At 70.1% G+C, this 16962-nt stretch carries 18 protein-coding genes; 13 read left to right on the top strand and 5 right to left on the bottom strand.

Annotated elements, in window-relative coordinates; genetic code table 11:
• Positions 1 to 97 precede the first annotated feature (97 nt).
• Genes G5B46_RS09760 through ubiG form a run of 3 tightly spaced genes read right to left on the bottom strand, consistent with a single transcriptional unit; the run spans position 98 to position 1497 of the window.
• The gene (locus G5B46_RS09760) at positions 98 to 475 is read right to left on the bottom strand and encodes a hypothetical protein (RefSeq protein ID WP_165258198.1); all 378 of its coding nucleotides are present in this window, start codon (positions 473 to 475) and stop codon (positions 98 to 100) included.
• Positions 476 to 527: 52 nt separating this feature from the next.
• Entirely contained in the window at positions 528 to 689 is a 162-nt protein-coding gene (locus G5B46_RS09755) for a type II toxin-antitoxin system VapB family antitoxin (RefSeq protein WP_165258197.1), read from the bottom strand.
• A 31-nt stretch (positions 690 to 720) separates the two neighbouring features.
• Complete coding sequence (gene ubiG / locus G5B46_RS09750) at positions 721 to 1497, bottom strand: bifunctional 2-polyprenyl-6-hydroxyphenol methylase/3-demethylubiquinol 3-O-methyltransferase UbiG (protein ID WP_165258195.1); 777 nt, start codon at positions 1495 to 1497, stop codon at positions 721 to 723.
• A 171-nt stretch (positions 1498 to 1668) separates the two neighbouring features.
• Here ubiG and G5B46_RS09745 point away from each other — a divergent pair, with 171 nt between their 5' ends.
• The 9 genes from G5B46_RS09745 to ispG all read left to right on the top strand — a co-directional run bounded on the left by G5B46_RS09745 (position 1669) and on the right by ispG (position 11488).
• Positions 1669 to 2916, top strand: a complete 1248-nt coding sequence (locus tag G5B46_RS09745; protein WP_165258193.1) for an aspartate kinase — start codon at positions 1669 to 1671, stop codon at positions 2914 to 2916.
• A gap of 182 nt (positions 2917 to 3098) precedes the next feature.
• Positions 3099 to 3563, top strand: a complete 465-nt coding sequence (locus tag G5B46_RS09740; protein WP_165258191.1) for a hypothetical protein — start codon at positions 3099 to 3101, stop codon at positions 3561 to 3563.
• 18 nt (positions 3564 to 3581) lie between these two features.
• Positions 3582 to 4322, top strand: coding sequence for an AraC family transcriptional regulator (locus tag G5B46_RS09735; protein WP_165258189.1), 741 nt, complete (start codon positions 3582 to 3584; stop codon positions 4320 to 4322).
• Positions 4323 to 4373: 51 nt separating this feature from the next.
• Entirely contained in the window at positions 4374 to 4952 is a 579-nt protein-coding gene (locus tag G5B46_RS09730) for a hypothetical protein (protein WP_165258187.1), read from the top strand.
• Between the two features lie 74 nt (positions 4953 to 5026).
• Positions 5027 to 5962, top strand: coding sequence for a DMT family transporter (locus G5B46_RS09725; RefSeq protein ID WP_165258185.1), 936 nt, complete (start codon positions 5027 to 5029; stop codon positions 5960 to 5962).
• 231 nt (positions 5963 to 6193) lie between these two features.
• On the top strand, positions 6194 to 6592 hold the full coding sequence (locus G5B46_RS09720; RefSeq protein WP_165258183.1) for a hypothetical protein: 399 nt from the start codon (positions 6194 to 6196) through the stop codon (positions 6590 to 6592).
• 180 nt (positions 6593 to 6772) lie between these two features.
• Positions 6773 to 9037, top strand: coding sequence for a phosphoenolpyruvate--protein phosphotransferase (gene ptsP, locus G5B46_RS09715; protein WP_165258182.1), 2265 nt, complete (start codon positions 6773 to 6775; stop codon positions 9035 to 9037).
• Between the two features lie 155 nt (positions 9038 to 9192).
• Complete coding sequence (locus tag G5B46_RS09710) at positions 9193 to 10275, top strand: helix-turn-helix transcriptional regulator (RefSeq protein ID WP_165258180.1); 1083 nt, start codon at positions 9193 to 9195, stop codon at positions 10273 to 10275.
• Positions 10276 to 10348: 73 nt separating this feature from the next.
• A complete protein-coding gene (gene ispG, locus G5B46_RS09705) occupies positions 10349 to 11488 on the top strand; it encodes a flavodoxin-dependent (E)-4-hydroxy-3-methylbut-2-enyl-diphosphate synthase (protein WP_165258178.1) in 1140 nt (379 codons plus the stop codon).
• Between the two features lie 16 nt (positions 11489 to 11504).
• On the opposite strand, the gene G5B46_RS09700 is transcribed toward ispG, so the two are convergent.
• Positions 11505 to 12887 (bottom strand): PLP-dependent aminotransferase family protein, encoded by a 1383-nt coding sequence (locus tag G5B46_RS09700; protein ID WP_165258176.1) that lies wholly within the window; start codon positions 12885 to 12887, stop codon positions 11505 to 11507.
• Positions 12888 to 12983: 96 nt separating this feature from the next.
• Here G5B46_RS09700 and G5B46_RS09695 point away from each other — a divergent pair, with 96 nt between their 5' ends.
• Genes G5B46_RS09695 through G5B46_RS09685 form a run of 3 tightly spaced genes read left to right on the top strand, consistent with a single transcriptional unit; the run spans position 12984 to position 15102 of the window.
• A complete protein-coding gene (locus G5B46_RS09695; RefSeq protein ID WP_165258174.1) occupies positions 12984 to 13652 on the top strand; it encodes a LysE family translocator in 669 nt (222 codons plus the stop codon).
• Between the two features lie 56 nt (positions 13653 to 13708).
• Entirely contained in the window at positions 13709 to 14200 is a 492-nt protein-coding gene (locus tag G5B46_RS09690) for a molybdopterin-dependent oxidoreductase (RefSeq protein ID WP_165258172.1), read from the top strand.
• A 59-nt stretch (positions 14201 to 14259) separates the two neighbouring features.
• Positions 14260 to 15102 (top strand): alpha/beta hydrolase, encoded by an 843-nt coding sequence (locus tag G5B46_RS09685; RefSeq protein WP_165258170.1) that lies wholly within the window; start codon positions 14260 to 14262, stop codon positions 15100 to 15102.
• Positions 15103 to 15121: 19 nt separating this feature from the next.
• On the opposite strand, the gene G5B46_RS09680 is transcribed toward G5B46_RS09685, so the two are convergent.
• Positions 15122 to 15649 carry a DUF1993 domain-containing protein gene (locus G5B46_RS09680; protein ID WP_165258168.1) on the bottom strand — a complete coding sequence of 176 codons (528 nt, stop codon included), beginning with the start codon at positions 15647 to 15649 and terminating at the stop codon, positions 15122 to 15124.
• Positions 15650 to 15837: 188 nt separating this feature from the next.
• Here G5B46_RS09680 and prfA point away from each other — a divergent pair, with 188 nt between their 5' ends.
• Positions 15838 to 16899: a peptide chain release factor 1 gene (gene prfA, locus G5B46_RS09675; RefSeq protein WP_165258166.1), complete on the top strand. Its 1062-nt coding sequence runs from the start codon at positions 15838 to 15840 to the stop codon at positions 16897 to 16899.
• Positions 16900 to 16962: the final 63 nt, after the last annotated feature.

The following is a 16962-nucleotide window of genomic DNA, read 5'->3' as shown; positions in this document are numbered from 1 at the left end:
GAACCGACATCCCGCCCCACAAGACGCCGGCTCGGGTTCAAAGTCCCTGCGGCGGAATAAGCCTTGGCGAAGGCCAAGGTTCCCGGAAAGGGCCCGATCAGTCGTTCAGCCAGGTCACGGCGAAGCGTTCGCCGGTCCAGACGGCGACGGCCAGCGAGGCCTCTTCGGCGCCGAAGGCCAGGGCGGGGGCCTTCAGCTCGACCTTGCGCGGCTCGTCGGCGGCGCACGGCGCGCCCACGTCCTTGGCGCAGGTGGTGGGATAGGCGCCCGGCGGCTGGGTGGCGATGAAGAAGCCGCTGGCGTCGGCCACCATCGTCACAGTCTCGGGTTTGCCCGGCGCGGCGGCGCGCTCGACCACCAGCACATGGGCCCCGCCGCGCGGCTCCAGCCGCGCCTGGTCGGCCTTGCCGTCCCCATCGAAATCCCCGGCCAGAGAGGGCAGGGCGGCGGCGAGGGCGATCAGCAGGGCGGACATGAGGGGGTACTCCGAGGGTTACAGCCTGAGGTTGGCTTTCGACGGCGCGCCGTCAAGCCTCTTTCAGGGCGACCTTGCGGCGCTCGCGTTCGAGCGTTTCTTCGACTGCCATGCGGACGGCCTCGTGCGGCGTGCAGCCACGCAGACGCGCCAACTCGTGGATCTTCGCCAGTATCTTCTGGTCGCTGATTATGAGCGGTCCACTCTCAGACATGATACGACTTTACCGCGAACCAAGTTCGCCGTCACGCCGCCGGCTTGGTGACCGTCATCATGTAGTTGATGTCGACGTCGGTGGAGCGGCTCCAGCGGCCGGTCAGCGGATTGTAGGCGACGCCGAACGGGCCGTGCATCTGAACCGGCTCGCCGGCCAGGAAGGCGCGAAGCTCCTCGGGCTTGAGGAACTGCTTCCACTCGTGGGTGCCGGGCGGCACCCAGCGCAGCACGTACTCGGCGCCGATCTTGGCGAGCGCCAGGGCCTTCAGCGTGCGGTTCAGGGTGGCCACGATCATCAGGCCGCCGGGCTTGAGCAGTTGCGAGCAGGTGCGCAGGAAGGCGCCCGGGTCGGCCACGTGCTCGATGACCTCCATGGTCAGCACCACGTCGAACGGGCCCGCGCCTTCGGCCAGCAGCTGCTCGGCGGTGGCCGGGCGATAGCCGATCGATAGGCCCTGCTCGGCGGCGTGGGCCGCGGCGGTCTTGATGTTGTTTTCCGAGGCGTCGATGGCGGTGACGGAAAAGCCCAGGCGCGCCATCGGCTCGCTCAGCAGGCCGCCGCCGCAGCCGATGTCGATCAGGGACAGGCCCTCGAACGGCGCGCGGTCATTGCCGTCACGGCCGAAGCGCTCCAGCGCCTGCTCGCGGATGAAGGCCAGCCGGCAGGGATTGAACACGTGCAGCGGCGCGAACTTGCCTTTCGGGTCCCACCACTCGGCCGCGATGGCCGAGAACCGCGCCACGTCGGCGGGGTCGATGCTCCAGTTGGGCGTGCTTCCTGCGGGGTCGGGGGCGGCGCTGGTCATGGCCGGTATCTAGCACGGCCAATTTTTCGCGCCATGCTGCGAGAAAAAAGACACATCGGCGACATTGCCGTTGCGCCGAGGCCCCGCTAGAAGGCGCGAGCTTGCGCGGGGGGACGGGTTCCAGCCGCGAAGGCGCAAGAAAAAACCGCTTTGGTTCGAGGATTTAGAGACGTGTCACGTCTGGTGATGAAGTTCGGCGGCACCTCGGTGGCCGACCTGGAGCGCATCCGCCGGGTGGCGCGCCTGGTCGCCGCGGAAGTCGCCACGGGCAAGCAGGTCGCCGTCGTCGTTTCCGCCATGTCGGGCAAGACCAACGAACTGGTCGCCTGGACGGACGGAGCCGGCCGCGCCGCCGCTGGCCTGCCGGAGTCTGACGACGAGTACGACGCCGTCGTGGCGTCGGGCGAGCAGGTGACCGCCGGCCTCCTGGCCATGACCCTGCGCAACATGGGCCACAAGGCCCGTTCGTTCCTGGGCTGGCAGGTTCCGATCATCACCGACGAGGCCCACGGCCGCGCCCGGATCGAGGAAATCCCGCCGGAAAACCTGGAAGAGTGCTTCGAGGCCGGCGAGATCGCCGTCATCGCCGGCTTCCAGGGCGTGACGCCCAAGCGCCGCATCACCACGCTGGGCCGTGGCGGTTCGGACACCAGCGCCGTGGCCATCGCCGCCGCCGTGAAGGGCGCCTGCGACATCTACACCGACGTGGACGGGGTCTACACCACCGACCCGCGGATCGAGAGCAAGGCCAAGCGCCTGGCCAAGATCAGCTACGAAGAAATGCTGGAAATGGCCTCGCTGGGGGCCAAGGTGCTGCAGACCCGTTCGGTCGAGATGGCCATGGCCCATCGCGTGCCGGTGCGGGTGCTGTCGAGTTTCGTCGAGCCGGGCGAAGCCCCCGGCCAAGGTACGATCGTCTGCGACGAGGAAGAAATCATGGAAAAGCGCATCGTCTCGGGCGTCGCCTACAGCCGCGACGAAGCCAAGATCACCCTGCTGGGCCTGCCCGACCATCCGGGCGTGTCCTCGGCGATCTTCGGCCGCCTGGCCGACGCCAACGTGAACGTCGACATGATCGTGCAGTCGCGCGCCCGCACCAATGCGACCGCCAACATGGAGTTCACCGTCGGCAAGCGTGACGCCGCCCGCGCCGTCGAGATCGTCCGCGCCGCCCAGGCCGAGATCGGCTTCGAGGACGTGGCCGTCAACGAGGACGTGGCCAAGGTGTCGGTGATCGGCGTGGGCATGCGTTCGCACGCCGGCGTCGCCCAGTCGATGTTCGCGGCCCTGGCCGAGAAGAACATCAACATCCAGGTCATCTCGACCTCGGAGATCAAGATCTCGGTCCTGATCGACGCGGCCTATACCGAGCTGGCCGTCCGCGCCCTGCACGCCGTGTACGGCCTGGACCAGCTGTAAGATCGCCGAGCCGCGGTGCGTCCTTCGAGGCTCGCCTGCGGCTCGCACCTCAGGATGAGGAACGCCTCGTGCTGATCCCCTCATCCTGAGGCGCCCGCGTCAGCGGGCCTCGAAGGACGCACGGTCGTTGCCTAAACGTCGTGCTCTGACGTTATGAAGGCGCACCAGCCTTCGAGAGTCCCATGTCCGACGTCTTCAAGTTCGATCCCGCCGCCAAGACCGTCACCTTCCAGGGCGACGCCGGGCTCGACCTGCTCTACGACCTTCTGCTGCGCGCCAAGTTCGGCGACGGCTATGAAAAGCCGCTACTGGTCAGCCCGTGGCTGGCGGCCCTGCTGCGCCAGCTGGACCAGGCCCTGCCGGACGATGGCCAGTGGTTCCCCGAAAAGCCCGGCCAGCCGATCTTCGACACCGACGACCTGCTGGCCATGGGCGACGCCGTGATCGAGGAAGGCCACACCGTCGGCTGGTGGACGATGACCGAGCCGGAAAAGCGCGACTATCTGCGCAACGTCGTCGCCGCGCCCCATCCGCTGACCGACCTGCAGGTCGAGTTCATCGAGGCCGACATCGAGGCCGCCCTGGAGCAGGCCCGGCGCCTGGTCATGGACGCCGAAGAGCCGCTGGCCCTGCCGGGACACGGCTGAGTTCGCTATAGTGAGGTCATGGGCCACGACCTGACCGCCCCCGCAGAGCTGTCCTTCCGCCGCTACAGCGTCGAGGCGATCTCGCACGCCCACGACTTCGACCAGATCGTGCTGCCGCGCCGCGGCGTGCTGGAGATCGAGATCGACGGCAAGGGCGGCCGGGTCGATCCGGGCAGCGCCGCGGTGATCCCGCCGGGCACGCGTCACGTCTGCGCCGCCGATGGCGAGAACCTGTTCGTGGTGGCCGACATCGGCTCGGCCTTGATGGCGCCGTTCGAGCGGCTGCGCGAAAAGCCGTTCGCGTCGGTCACCAGTCCGGTGCGCGGCCTGCTGTCGTTCCTGTCGGGCGAGGCGCCGGGTGGAATCGACGACGGTGTCGCGGGCCTGTGGACGCCGCTTCTGCTGCGAGGCCTGTCGAGCGGCCCGATCGCCGTCGACCCTCGCCTGGCGCGCGCCGCGGCGATGATCGAGACCCTCTACCACCAGCCCCTGACCGTGCGCGACCTGGCGGCCGAGGCCGGCATGAGCCAGAGCCGCTTCTTCGACCGTTTCGCCGCCGCCTACGGCGCGACCCCGCACGCGGCGCTGACCGACGCGCGGCTGCGCGCGGCGCAGAGGCTGCTGGACGATCCGACCCTGTCGATCGCCCAGATCGCCGCCCGCACCGGCCACGGCGACCAGAGCACGCTGACGCGGCGGATGAAGGCGGCGCTGGGCGTGACGCCGGCGGTCTGGCGCAAGGGACGCGCTTCGCGCTAGACGGCGCAGGCCGGCGTTGGCGCCGGCGTCGACGACCGATCCGGGGGGATCATGTCCAACAGTCTTTTTTCGGCGCAGGCTTCGTTCGAAGGGCGTTTCGAGCCCGAGGGCGACGGCTACCTGTTTCGCCACGCCCTGACCTCGCCGGGCTATCGCGTCAGCGCGGAGGAGCGTGACCGCTTCGTGGCCGATTTCGCGCGAACCCAGAAGCGCGCGCTCCGGACGGTGTTCATCCTGATGCTGGTCCTGGGATTGGCGGGCGTCGCCTGGGTCATGGCGTTCGGCGGCAAGATGGACGTGCCGATCGCGATGACGGTGTTCGGATTGACGCTGGTCAACGTGGTGGTGGTCCAGCGGGCCTGGGACGCGCCCCGCCGGGCGCTGAGCGATCGCACGCCCGCGACCGAGGGGCTGCCCAAGGACCAGGGGAAACGCGAGGGATTGCGCCGGCTGCGCTGGACGAACCTGGCGGCGGTGTGCGGCGTCGCGGCGCTGGTCGCCTGGAACGGCTATGCGGGCGATCCGCAGCTGTCGGGCCACGGACGGGCCTGGCTGGGGATGGCCGGCTTCCTGGTCGTGCTTGTCGCCGTGCAGGCCTTCCGCAAGTGGCGGGTGGAGCGCGGGGACTAAAGGTGGGAGCTCGCGCCCGATCTTCGGGAGTTTTCGCCAAAGCCACCGCCCCGCGCGCCTGCTAGGTCGGCGCCATGGTCAGTCCCCGCAATCTGCTGCTTGGTCTTCTCTACGGTCTTGTCGCCGGCGCGCTGTGGGGCGGGGTGTTCCTGGCCCCGAAGCTCTTGGAGGCCTTCACGCCGCTGCAGATGACCGCCGGGCGCTACATCGCCTACGGCCTGGCCGCCGCCGTGCTGCTGGCGCCCAGCTGGAAATCGGTGATGGCGCGGATGGACGGACGCGACTGGCGCGACCTGGCCCTGCTCAGCCTGCTGGGCAACCTCGTCTACTATGTGGGGCTGTCGGTCGCGGTGCAGACCGCGGGCGTGGCTCTGGCCTCGCTGATCATCGGCCTTTTGCCCGTGACCATCACCCTGGCCGGCGCCAGGAAGGGGGAGGGCACGCCGCTGCGGGCCCTGGCCGGGCCGCTGGCCCTGATCGTCGCCGGCGGCGTCTGCATCAACGTGGCGGTGTTCACCGCCTCGTCGGGGGCGCCGGTCGGCAAGCTCGTGCTGGGCGTGCTGGGCGCGACCCTGGCGCTGGCGGTCTGGACCGCCTACGCCGTCTGGAACGCCCGGCGCCTGGCCGCCACGCCCAAGTTCAACAGCCACGAATGGTCGTTGCTGACGGGCCTGGCCACCGGCCTGCTGTCGCTGGTGCTGGTGGTTCCGGCCTTCATGCTGGGCGGCGATAGCCATCCGCCGGCCGCCTGGACCTGGTTCTGGACCGTCAGCTTCGCGGTGGCCATCGGCGCCTCGGTGATCGGCAACGGCCTGTGGAACGCCGCCAGCCGCGTGCTGCCGCTGTCGCTGTCGGGCCAGCTGATCGTGTTCGAGACGCTGTTCGCGCTGCTCTACGGCTTCCTGCATGAGGGCCGCTGGCCGCACACCCTGGAGGCGGCGGCCATCGTCCTGATGCTGGCCGGCGTGATCTGGTCGGTGCGGCTGCACCGGCCGGCGGCGGGCCATTGAGCCGCCCTGCGTCCTTCGAGGCTCACCTTCGGTTCGCACCTCAGGAAGAGGGGCGATGCACTGACTTCCTCATCCTGAGGCGCCCGCGTAGCGGGCCTCGAAGGACGCACGAAACCTGACGCCAACATGAACAACCGCGTTCAGACTGGGTTCAAACGGCGAGGCTCATAAAGGCCATCAACAGCGCCGCCCTCGGGATTGGCGACGCTTCTGGAACAAGGAGCACATGCCATGAAGACCTTCGGTAAGTTCAGCAAGATCGCCATCAGCACCGCCATCGCCGGCGCTCTGGTCCTGCCCGCCTCGGCCGCCTTCGCCGGCGATCGCGGCAAGAGCAACAAGACCGAGCGGGCCATCCTGGGCGCTGTCCTGGGCGGCGCGGCCGGCGCCATGCTGGGCGACGGCGACGGCGGCGCGATCGCGGTCGGTGCCCTGGCCGGCGGCGCCCTCGGCGCGGCCACCGCCACCGACAAGCGTCATCACCGCTACAGCAGCCGCTATGACGACCGCCGCCCGTACTACAGCAACAACCGCTACGGCTATAACGACCGCTACGACCGTCGCGACAACCGTCGCTACCAGGGCGATCGCTACAACACCGGCTACGACTACTACGGTCAGCGCCGCTAAGGCCTGATCGCCAACAAGCTAGGCAGTGCGCCGCCCCTTCTCGGAGGGGCGGCGTTTTTTGCGCTTAAGGGTCGAGAAAAACGCCGCGCTCACTGTGCGACGCGCGAAATCTGCTATAGCGCCCATGACAGGACGACGTGCTTGGACACGTCGGAGCCAAGGGAGCGCACGACAGGCGACATGGCAGGCCCCGGCATCGCCGTTCGAGGACCCAGAAGCCTGCTTCGCCAGATTCGCGAGGCCATGGCCGGCGGCGGCCCCGCCCAGGCCAAGCTCGACATGGTCGTGCGCACGATCGCCATCTCGATGGTGGCCGAAGTCTGCTCGATCTACCTGCGGCGCGCCTCGGGCGACCTGGAACTGTTCGCCACCGAAGGCCTGTCGCGCGACGCCGTCCACGTGACCCGGATGAAGCCGGGCGAGGGCCTGGTCGGCGAGACCATGCGCCTTGGCCGCCCGCTGAACCTGTCGGACGCCGCCAGCCACCCGGCCTTCTCGTACCGTCCGGAAACGGGGGAAGACCCTTATCATGCCTTCCTGGCCGTGCCGCTGCTGCGCGGCGGCCGGGCCATCGGCGTGCTCGTCGTCCAGAACCGCACCGAGCGGGTCTACGAGGACGAAGAGGTCGAGGACCTGCAGATCATCGCCATGGTGCTGGCCGAGATGGTCAGCTCCAGCGAGCTCCTGGGCGCCGACGAGCTCAAGGACGTCGAGCTGGCCCCGCACAAGCCCGAGCGGCTGAAGGGCTCGCGCTTCGCCGAGGGTCTGGCGTACGGCGTGGCGGTGCTGCACGAGCAGCCGGTGGCGCCCGAGCAACTGCTGTCGGACGACGCCTTGGCCGAGGAGGCCCGGCTCTCCTACGCCATCGAGGCGCTGCAGACCCAGATCGACGAGATGCTGGAGGGGCAGCACGGCCTGGTCGGCGCGTCGTACGAGGTGCTCGAGACCTACCGCCTGTTCGCCCACGACCGGGGCTGGAACCGCGGCCTGCAGGAGGCCGTGCGCTCGGGCCTGACCGCCGAGGCGGCGGTCGAGCGGGTGCGTTCGGAACACCGCGCGCGCCTGGGCCAGGCTCGCGATCCCTATCTGCGCGAGCGGCTGCACGACCTGGAAGACCTGAACGACCGGCTGCTGCGCCACCTGTCGGGCGACGTGCACGCCGTGCGCCAGCTGCCCGAGGACGCGATCCTGATCGCGCGGAACCTCGGTCCGGCCGACCTGCTGGAATACGACCGCACCAAGCTGAAGGGCATCCTGCTCGAGGAAGGCTCGGCCGCCAGCCACGCCGGCATCGTGGCCCGGGCGCTGGACATCCCGTGCGTGGGCCGCCTGGCCGGCCTGCGCGACCGGGTCAGCGAGGGCGACCCCGTGGTCGTCGACGCCGAGACCGCCGAGGCCTGGCTGCGGCCGCGTCCCGACGTGGTCAAGGCGCTGAAGGCCCGGATGGAGGTGCGCGCCCAGCGCAAGGCCGAGTTCGCCCGCCTGCGCGACACGCCCGCCTTCACCCGCGACGGCTCCAAGATCACCCTGCTGATGAACGCGGGCCTGGCCGTCGACCTGGACATCCTGGGCGAGACCGGGGCGGAGGGCATCGGCCTGTTCCGCACCGAGTTCCAGTTCATGGTCGCCGAGGAGATGCCGCGGCTGGAGGCCCAGACCTCGCTCTACGAGAAGGTGCTGGAGGCGGCCGACGGCATGCCGGTGACCTTCCGCACGCTCGATCTCGGCGGCGACAAGCTGCTGCCGTACATGGAGCTGGAGCGCGAGGACAATCCGGCCCTGGGCTGGCGCGCCGTGCGCATGGGCCTGGACCGTCCGGCCCTGCTGCGCCTGCAGATCCGCGCCCTGATCAAGGCCGCCAACGGCCGCGAGCTGCGGATCATGTTCCCGCTGGTGGCCAATGTGGACGAGTTCCGCGCCGCCCGCGCCTTCGTCGACCAGGAAGTGGCCTGGGCGCTGAAGCGCGGCCGGCCCGCGCCCGCCCGCCTGGACGTCGGGGCGATGGTCGAGGCGCCGTCGCTTCTGTGGCATTTGGACGCGCTGCTGCCGATGACCGACTTCGTGTCGGTCGGCACCAACGACCTGATGCAGTATCTGTTCGCCGCCGACCGCGGCAATCCGCGGGTGTCGGACCGCTACGACCCGCTGTCGCCGGCGGCGCTGCGGGCGCTCAAGACCATCCAGCAGGCCTGCGAGGACACCGGAACGCCGGTGTCGGTGTGCGGCGAGATGGCGGGTCGTCCCCTGGAGGCCTTCGCCTTGGTGGCCTTGGGTTTCGACCGCCTGTCGATGCCTCCGGCCGGCATCGGCCCGGTCAAGCAGATGGTGCTGTCGTGCGATCGCGAGGCGGCCCGGCGCAACGTCGAGGCCCTTCTGAAGGGCTCGGGCGGTTCGCTCCGGGGCGAGATCGAAACCTTGGCCCGGAAGCTCTATGTCGCCATCTAGACTGATGGCCGGTTAACCTTGTGGCCAAGTTTAGCTCATTGAATCCGGCCACTTACTTTGATATCCACAATCGAATGTTAACGAATGCCGGCTAGCGTCGGCGCAAATCGGTCGGACTCTCGTGCGACGCGAATTTCTGGGGTGATCTGTTCGTCATGCCGCTCGACACGGGCACGGTGAGCCATTTGAGCCTGGTCGCTGAAGGCGATCGCGACGACGCGGCCGCGCCGCCGGCGCAGCCTTCGGTCGATCATGGCGTCGACCTGGGCGAGGCGCTGCGTGCGGCCCGCCTGTTCCACGGCATGACCCTGCAGGACGTGGCCGACGCCACGCGCATTCGCCAGGCCTATATCGAGGCGCTGGAGGACATGCGCCTGGACGAGCTGCCCTCGCGCCCGTTCACCATCGGCTACATCAAGGCCGTGGCCGGCCTGCTGCGGCTCGACCCCGAGGCGGCCGTGGCCCGCTTCAAGCTGGAAGCCCACGACGACGCCGAACCGCTGCGCGCGCCGATCGGCGTGCATCGCCAGCGCGACCCGCGCCTGGGCCTGCTGCTGGCCGGCGGCCTGCTGGTCGGCGGCGCCATCGTGCTGTGGAACGTCGCCCAGCGCGCCATGACCCATGACGCCGAGCCCAAGGCGCAGGTGGCCTCGCAGGCCGCGCCCGCCGCTCCGGCGACGTCTGTTCCGGCCCAGGCCGGCGGGGCCGTCTCGCTCGGCGCGCCGCTGCCGGCGCCGGCCGAATCGACCACGCCGGCGCCGTACGTGACCCCGGGACTGGAAGCCGCCGCCGCCGCCGGCGGTTCGGCCGACGCCGTGGCCGCCGCCGCCAAGGCCCGCAAGGAAGCCGAGGCCCAGGCCGCGCCTGAGGCGATCGCCAATCTCGGAGCGCCGTTCAAGGGCAAGGGCGCGATGTACGGCGCAGCGCCGACCGACTCGTCGGGCGTCATCCTGCAGGCCCGCAAGTCGACCTCGCTGACGGTGCGCGGCGCCGACGGGTCCGTCTATTTCACGCGCTGGCTGTCGGCCGGCGATGCGTTCCGCATCCCGCGCACGCCCGGCCTGGTGGCCGACGTGTCGGAGCCGACCTCGATCGACGTGTTCACGGGCGGCGTGCTGAGCGGCCGCCTGTCGGCCCCGCAGACCCAGCTGTCCAAGCTGGCGCCGGCCCCCGCGCCCGCGTCCGCGCCGGCCAAACCGGCCGCCGCGCCGGCGACCGCGACGACGCCTCGCCGCTGATCCTCGCCAAGAGGCGTCACGAAGCTTCCGTGACGCCCTTGGGTTCCTTCGCCAAACCCCTTAGATTGGCGCCATGGCCGCAGACCACACCCACGTTCGTCCCTGGCGCATGATCGAGCGCCGCAAGTCGCGGAAGATCCGCGTCGGCAGCGTGGAGGTCGGCGGCGACGCGCCGATCTCGGTGCAGTCGATGACCAACACCCTGACCAGCGACGCCGCCGCGACGCTGACTCAGATTCGCCAGCTGGAGGAGGCCGGCGCCGACATCGTGCGCGTCAGCTGCCCCGATGTCGAAAGCACCGAGGCCTTCAAGATCATCGCCCGCGAGGCGAAGGTCCCGCTCGTGGCCGACATCCACTTCCACTACAAGCGCGGCATCGAGGCGGCCAAGGCCGGCGCGGCCTGCCTGCGGATCAATCCGGGCAACATCGGCAGCCCCGACCGCGTGCGCGACGTGGTCAACGCCGCCAAGGACCACGGCTGCTCGATCCGCATCGGCGTCAACGCCGGTTCGCTGGAGCGGGAGCTTCTGGAGCGCTACGGCGAGCCGTGCCCCGAGGCGATGGTCGAAAGCGCCCTCAACCACGCCAGGATCCTGCAGGACCACGACTTCCACGAGTTCAAGATCTCGGTGAAGGCGTCCGATCCGTTCCTGACCGTCGCGGCCTACCAGCAACTGGCCGAGGCCATCGACTGCCCGCTGCACCTGGGCGTGACCGAGGCCGGCGCCCTGCGCACCGGCACCGTCAAGAGCGCCATCGGCATGGGCTCGATGCTGTGGGCCGGCATCGGCGACACCATCCGCGTCAGCCTGGCCGCCGACCCGGTGGAAGAGATCAAGGTCGGTTTCGACATCCTCAAGTCGCTGGGCCTGCGCCACCGCGGCGTCAACATCATCGCCTGCCCGTCGTGCGCCCGTCAGGGCTTCAACGTCATCAAGACGGTGGAGACGCTGGAAGAGCGTCTGGCCCACATCTCCACGCCGATGTCGCTGTCGATCATCGGCTGCGTGGTCAACGGCCCGGGCGAGGCCCTGATGACCGACATCGGCTTCACCGGCGGCGGCGCCGGGGCGGGCATGGTCTACATGGCCGGCAAGCCCGACCACAAGCAGTCCAACGACGGCATGATCGACCACATCGTCGAGCTCGTGGAAAAGAAGGCCGCCGAACTGCAGGCCGCCAAGGACGCCAAGGCGATCGCGGCCGAGTAGGCGGCTTCGGCTCCGCCTAGATCACCGGTCGCGAGCGCTCGTCGACGTCGGCCAGGGCCGCGGCGACGATGCGCAGGCCCTGCTCCAGCTCGACCCGGTCCGAGGCCGCGCCCAGCGCCAGGCGCACGCCGGTGACGAGGCCCGGCTCGACGATCGGGGCGGCCGGCGGGGTCACTTCGGCGCCGCCGCGCAGGGCGCGGCCGGCAAGGCGCTCGGCCTCCAGTTCGCCCATCGGCAGCCACAGGTGCGGAACCGTCGGCGAGGCTGGAGGCGCCAGGGCGTGGCCCAGCACCGATCGGGCCAGGGCGACGCGGGCGGCGGTCTCCTCGAGAATCTCGGCCAGGATGGCGTCGGCCGTGCCGTCCTCGATCCACTGGCCGGCGATCAGCATGCCAAAGCCCGGCGGCGCGTAGGCGATGGCGCGCATGGTGTCGAGGATCCGCTCCAAGGCCGCTTCGCTGGGCGCCAGCACGAAGCCGGCGCGCAGGCCCGGCGCCAGGGTCTTGGACACGCCCGAGACGTGGAAGGTGCGCTCGGGCGCCAGCATCGCCAGGGGCGGCGGCGCGCCGGGCGCGTAGGCGCCGTAGATGTCGTCCTCGATCAGGGTCAGGTCCAGCCGCCGGGCGATGGCGACGATCGCCTCGCGCCTCGCCAGCGACATGATCCGTCCCGTCGGGTTCTGCAGGGTGGGCAACAGGGCGACCACGCGGGCGCCGGTGCGTCTGGCGGCGTCTTCCAACGCCTCGGGGATCGCGCCCTCGTCGTCCATCGCCACGCCTTGCAGGCGATAGCCGGCGTGGGTCGCCAAGGCCTTGACGCCGTGGAAGGTTGAGGCCTCGCACAGCACCACGTCGCCGGGGCGCACGGCCGCGCCGAAGGCCAGGGCCAGGCCCTGCTGGGCCCCCGCGCAGCACGCCAGCCGCGTCCAGTCGGCGGTCTCGAAGCCGGCGCTGCGGGCCAGCCACGCGGCGGCCGCGCGACGATGGCGCTCCAGCCCCGCGGCGGGGGCGTAGTCGAGATGCTCGGCCAGGTCGGGGCGGCGGCGCAGGCGCTGCATCGTCTCGCCGATCGCCCGCGCGGCCGGCCAGTTCAGGGCGACGTTCTGGGCCAGGTTGATCGGCCCCTCGCGGCGACGCGGGCTGGCGATCGCGCCCGGTGCGTTGACGAAGCTGCCGCGGCCGACATGGGCGCTGACCAGGCCGGCCTTCTCGGCCTCGACATAGGCCCGGGTGACGGTGCCCAGGCCCAGGCCCAGGCGGTGGGCGAGATCGCGCTGCGGCGGCAGGCGGGTTCCGGCCGCCAGAGCGCCGGAGGCGACGTCGGCCCGCAGGGCCTCGACCAGCCGCTCGTAGATCGGGGCGTCGCCGTCGGGCAGGGCGGGGGTCCAGGGAGCGGTCATCGGCGCGGTCCGGCTACATTGTCACTGTATCAATATAAGTTTTGACTCATGGATCAATCGAAATCATCACCGTGACATTCCGCCAGGGAGGTCCCGATGACGCCGCAACTGATCCTCGCCTTCGTGCTGTTCGCCTTCGCCACGGCCGGCACGCCGGGGCCGAACAACATGATGCTGCTGGCCTCGGGCGCGAACTTCGGCTTCCGTGGCACGATCCTGCACATCCTGGGGGTCAGCCTGGGCCTGGGCGTGATGGTGCTGGCCATGGGCTTCGGGTTGGGCGGCCTGTTCAAGGCCGTTCCGGTGCTGCACGAGATCCTGCGCTGGGCGGGGGCGGCCTACATGCTGTGGCTGGCCTGGAAGATCGGCACGGCCAAGGGCGTCTCCGACCGCGAAGCGGGCAGCAAGCCGATGGGCTTCTGGGCGGCGGCGGCCTTTCAGTGGGTGAACCCCAAGGCCTGGGCCATGGCGCTGGGCGCGGTGACCACCTACGCGCCGGAAGGCGGCGGCGTCATGGTCGTGCCGCTGCTGGCGGGCCTGTTCATGCTGGTCGGCGCGCCGTGCAGCGCCGCCTGGGCGGGGTTTGGCGTGGCGCTGCGGCGCTTCCTCGACCGGCCCGCCATCCTGCGGACGTTCAACGTGACCATGGCCGTGCTGCTGGTGGTCTCGCTGTATCCGACGGTGTTCCGCGATCACGCCGCCAAGGCGCCGCCGCGCGACCTGGCCTTCCTGTCCAAGCCGCTGGTGTTCGGCTGGCGCGGTTGAGGCTTGCACGGAGGCGGGCGGGAGCGTCACATCCCGCTGCGTCCAAGGAGCCCGCCATGCGTTTCGCCGCCGTTCTCGCCGCCACTGTTCTGGCGCTGGCCCCGACCGTCTTCGCCGCTCGGGCGCTGGCCCAGGACCTGAAGGTCGTCGTCCAGGGGCGTGACAGCATCGTCCTGACCCCGGCCGACCTGGCCGCTTTGCCGCGCGGCAAGGCGACGATGGTCGAGGGCGGCAAGAGCGCGGTCTACGAGGGCGCGCTGCTGAACGCGGCGCTGGTGCAGGCCGGGGTGGTGCACGGCGATCGGCTGATGGGGCGCTACCTGAACCAGGTGGTGCTGGTGAAGGCCGCCGACGGCTACGTCTCGATCCTTTCCCTGGCCGAGACCGACCCGTTCTACCGCACCAATCCCGTCGTCATCGCCGACCGCAAGGACGGAGCGCCGCTGGACGCCCGCGAGGGTCCCTACCGTCTCGTGGTGGACGGCGACCTCAAGCCGTCGCGCTCTGCGAGGCAGGTGACCACGATCGAGGTCAAGCCGGCCTACTGAGGCTGGACAATCTGGGCGAACAGACAAAGCGTGTTCGCCAAACGATTGTGGGGCTTTTCGTGACCAAGCTTATCCTGAACCGCCGCGGCCTGCTGGCCGCGACCCTGGCCTTCGCCGCCGCGCCGGCCCTGGCCCGCGCCGAGACGGCGACCTCGACCACCACCCTCAAGGTCGGCGACCGCGACGTCGAGCTGACCATCCTGCGCCCGGACGCGCCCAAGGGGATCATCATCTTCTCGCACGGCGCGGGCGGCTGGCCGACCCACTATGCGGCGCTGCTCGACCTGTGGACCAAGGCCGGCTTCATGATCGTCGCGCCGCTGCACGTCGACTCGATGAAGCACCCCAAGCGGGCCGACTACGACCTGCGCGCGGCCTTCCCGCTGCGCCTGGCCGACCTGGCGGCGGCCACCGACTATGCCGAAAAGGCCGCGCCCGGCCTGCCCATGGCCTCGGCCGGCCACTCCTACGGCTCGCTGATGTCGCTGATCCGCGCCGGCGCGCTGGAGGGGATGATCCCGGCCCAGGATCCCCGGACCAAGGCGGCCCTGTGCTTCTCCAGCCCCGGCGTCATCAAGGGCCTGATCGGGCCGACCGCCTTCCAGGGCGTCAAGAAGCCGATGCTGATGATCACCGGCGACCAGGACGTGCTGCCCGGCATGATCGCCGACTGGCGCGAGCATCTCTATCCGTTCGACACCAGCCCGCCCGGCGAGAAGTACCTGTGGGTCGGCAAGGGCGTCGGCCACGGCCTGTCCTACCACCCCGAGGCGCCCGGCTTTAACGAGTCCGCCGCGCTGAGCGTGGCCTTCCTGAAGGCCAAGGTGCTGGGCGACAAGGCCGCCGAGGCCGTGCTGGCCAAGCAGGCCTCGACGCCGCTGGCGGAGTGGAAGACGCGATAGGTCGGCCAGGGCGGACGGCTCAGGCCGTCCGCACCCGCTCGGCGCCCAGGTTCAGGAAGTCGCGCTTGCCCAGCGGCACGCCGTTGTGGCGCAGGATGTCGTAGGCGGTGACGACGTGGAACTGGAAGTTCGGCAGGGCGAACTCCAGCAGGTAGTCCAGGCCGTTGAAGGCCAGGGTCAGCGGGCCGGCGGGGAACACGACCTCGCGGGTTTCCGCGCCCTCGAAGGCCTCGGCCGGAACGCCTTGCACATAGGCCAGGGTGCGCTCCACGCGGTCCTGCAACTGGTCGAAGGTGGTCTCGTCGTCGGCCATGGGCGGGGCGACGCCGCCGCTCAGGCGGGCCATGGCGCCGCGCGCCGCGTCGGAAGCGCGCTGGATCTGGCCGGCCAGGGGCAGCATGTCGTCGTACAGGCGGGCCTGGACGTAGGCGTCCGGGTCGGTTCCGGCGGCCTGCGCATGCGCCTTGGCCTTCTGAAGCAGGAGCGACAGCGTGGTCAGGCCGCGCGTGACGGCGGTGGCCGTGACGTGATGGATCGAAAGGGACATGGACGTTTCCTCGGCGAGCCGCGCCGTGCGGCCGGCGGTGTTCTAGCTAGCCGCACCCAGGTCAGTTTTCAAACGATACTGTTGACGGTGGGTGTCAGCAGCCGGCGGCCGGGGCCCCCTCCATTCCCTTCCCCCCCGAAAAGGCCTAGAGAGACCGGCCCAATTCCTCAGCCGTGCGATCTCTTCCCTTGCGACTGCCCCAGGCCCGCCTCGACCAGGTTCTCGACCGTTTCCGCGAAGTGGAGGCGCGCATGGGCGCGGCCACCGACGGCGGCGAGATCGTCAAGCTCTCCAAGGAGCACGCCGAGCTGCGGCCCGTCGCCGAGGCCGTCGAGCGCCTGGCCAAGCTGACCGCCGAACGCGCCGAGCTGGACGAGATGGCCGCCGATCCCGAGATGGCCGCCATGGTTCGCGACGAGATCGTCGCCCTGGACGAGCGCCTGCCGATCCTCGAGCGCGAGCTGGCCCTGATGCTGGCCCCCAAGGACAAGGACGAGAACGCTTCGGCCATCCTGGAAGTGCGCGCGGGCACCGGCGGCGATGAGGCGGCTCTGTTCGCCGGCGACCTGTTCCGCATGTACCAGCGCTACGCCGTCACCCAGGGCTGGCGCGTCGAGGTCGACAGCGTCTCCGAAGGCGAAATGGGCGGCTACAAGGAAATCATCGCCTCGATCACCGGCGACGGCGTGTTCGGCCGCCTGAAGTTCGAGAGCGGCGTGCACCGCGTGCAGCGCGTGCCCGAGACCGAGGCGCAGGGGCGGATCCACACCTCGGCCGCCACCGTGGCCGTGCTGCCGGAAGCCGAGGACGTCGAGATCGAGATCAAGGAAAGCGATCTGCGGATCGACACCTACCGCTCGTCCGGCGCCGGCGGCCAGCACGTCAACAAGACCGACTCGGCCGTGCGCATCACCCACTTGCCGACCGGCGTGGTGGTGACCTCTTCGGAAAAGAGCCAGCACCAGAACCGCGCCAAGGCGATGAAGAACCTGAAGGCGCGCCTCTACGACATGCAGCGCCAGGCCCTGGACGACGCCCGCTCGGACGCCCGCAAGAGCCAGGTCGGCAGCGGCGACCGCTCCGAGCGGATCCGCACCTACAACTTCCCGCAAGGGCGGGTGACCGATCACCGCATCAACCTGACCCTCTACAACCTGGCCAAGGTGATCGAGGGCGAGGCCCTGGACGACGTCATCAACCCGCTGATCGCCGAGGACCAGGCTGCGCGCCTGGCCAGCCTGGAAGACTGATTTCCTTCTCCCCTTGCGGGAGAAGGTGTCGGCGAAAGCCGACGGATGAGGGGTCTCTCAGAC

The organism is Caulobacter sp. 602-2 (assembly GCF_011043625.1).
Classification (GTDB): domain Bacteria; phylum Pseudomonadota; class Alphaproteobacteria; order Caulobacterales; family Caulobacteraceae; genus Caulobacter.
Note: the sequence above shows the minus strand (reverse complement) of the source record. Positions and strands in the feature narration are given on the sequence as shown.

Coding starts and splice junctions, on each gene's coding strand:
- G5B46_RS09710 (WP_165258180.1), top strand. CDS start 9,193: ATGCCGCTCGACACGGGCACGGTGAGCCATTTGAGCCTGGTCGCTGAA.
- ubiG (WP_165258195.1), bottom strand. CDS start 1,497: ATGACCAGCGCCGCCCCCGACCCCGCAGGAAGCACGCCCAACTGGAGC.
- G5B46_RS09690 (WP_165258172.1), top strand. CDS start 13,709: ATGCGTTTCGCCGCCGTTCTCGCCGCCACTGTTCTGGCGCTGGCCCCG.
- G5B46_RS09725 (WP_165258185.1), top strand. CDS start 5,027: ATGGTCAGTCCCCGCAATCTGCTGCTTGGTCTTCTCTACGGTCTTGTC.
- G5B46_RS09740 (WP_165258191.1), top strand. CDS start 3,099: ATGTCCGACGTCTTCAAGTTCGATCCCGCCGCCAAGACCGTCACCTTC.
- G5B46_RS09700 (WP_165258176.1), bottom strand. CDS start 12,887: ATGACCGCTCCCTGGACCCCCGCCCTGCCCGACGGCGACGCCCCGATC.
- ptsP (WP_165258182.1), top strand. CDS start 6,773: ATGGCAGGCCCCGGCATCGCCGTTCGAGGACCCAGAAGCCTGCTTCGC.
- G5B46_RS09760 (WP_165258198.1), bottom strand. CDS start 475: ATGTCCGCCCTGCTGATCGCCCTCGCCGCCGCCCTGCCCTCTCTGGCC.
- G5B46_RS09720 (WP_165258183.1), top strand. CDS start 6,194: ATGAAGACCTTCGGTAAGTTCAGCAAGATCGCCATCAGCACCGCCATC.
- G5B46_RS09755 (WP_165258197.1), bottom strand. CDS start 689: ATGTCTGAGAGTGGACCGCTCATAATCAGCGACCAGAAGATACTGGCG.
- G5B46_RS09735 (WP_165258189.1), top strand. CDS start 3,582: ATGGGCCACGACCTGACCGCCCCCGCAGAGCTGTCCTTCCGCCGCTAC.
- ispG (WP_165258178.1), top strand. CDS start 10,349: ATGGCCGCAGACCACACCCACGTTCGTCCCTGGCGCATGATCGAGCGC.
- G5B46_RS09680 (WP_165258168.1), bottom strand. CDS start 15,649: ATGTCCCTTTCGATCCATCACGTCACGGCCACCGCCGTCACGCGCGGC.
- G5B46_RS09695 (WP_165258174.1), top strand. CDS start 12,984: ATGACGCCGCAACTGATCCTCGCCTTCGTGCTGTTCGCCTTCGCCACG.
- G5B46_RS09730 (WP_165258187.1), top strand. CDS start 4,374: ATGTCCAACAGTCTTTTTTCGGCGCAGGCTTCGTTCGAAGGGCGTTTC.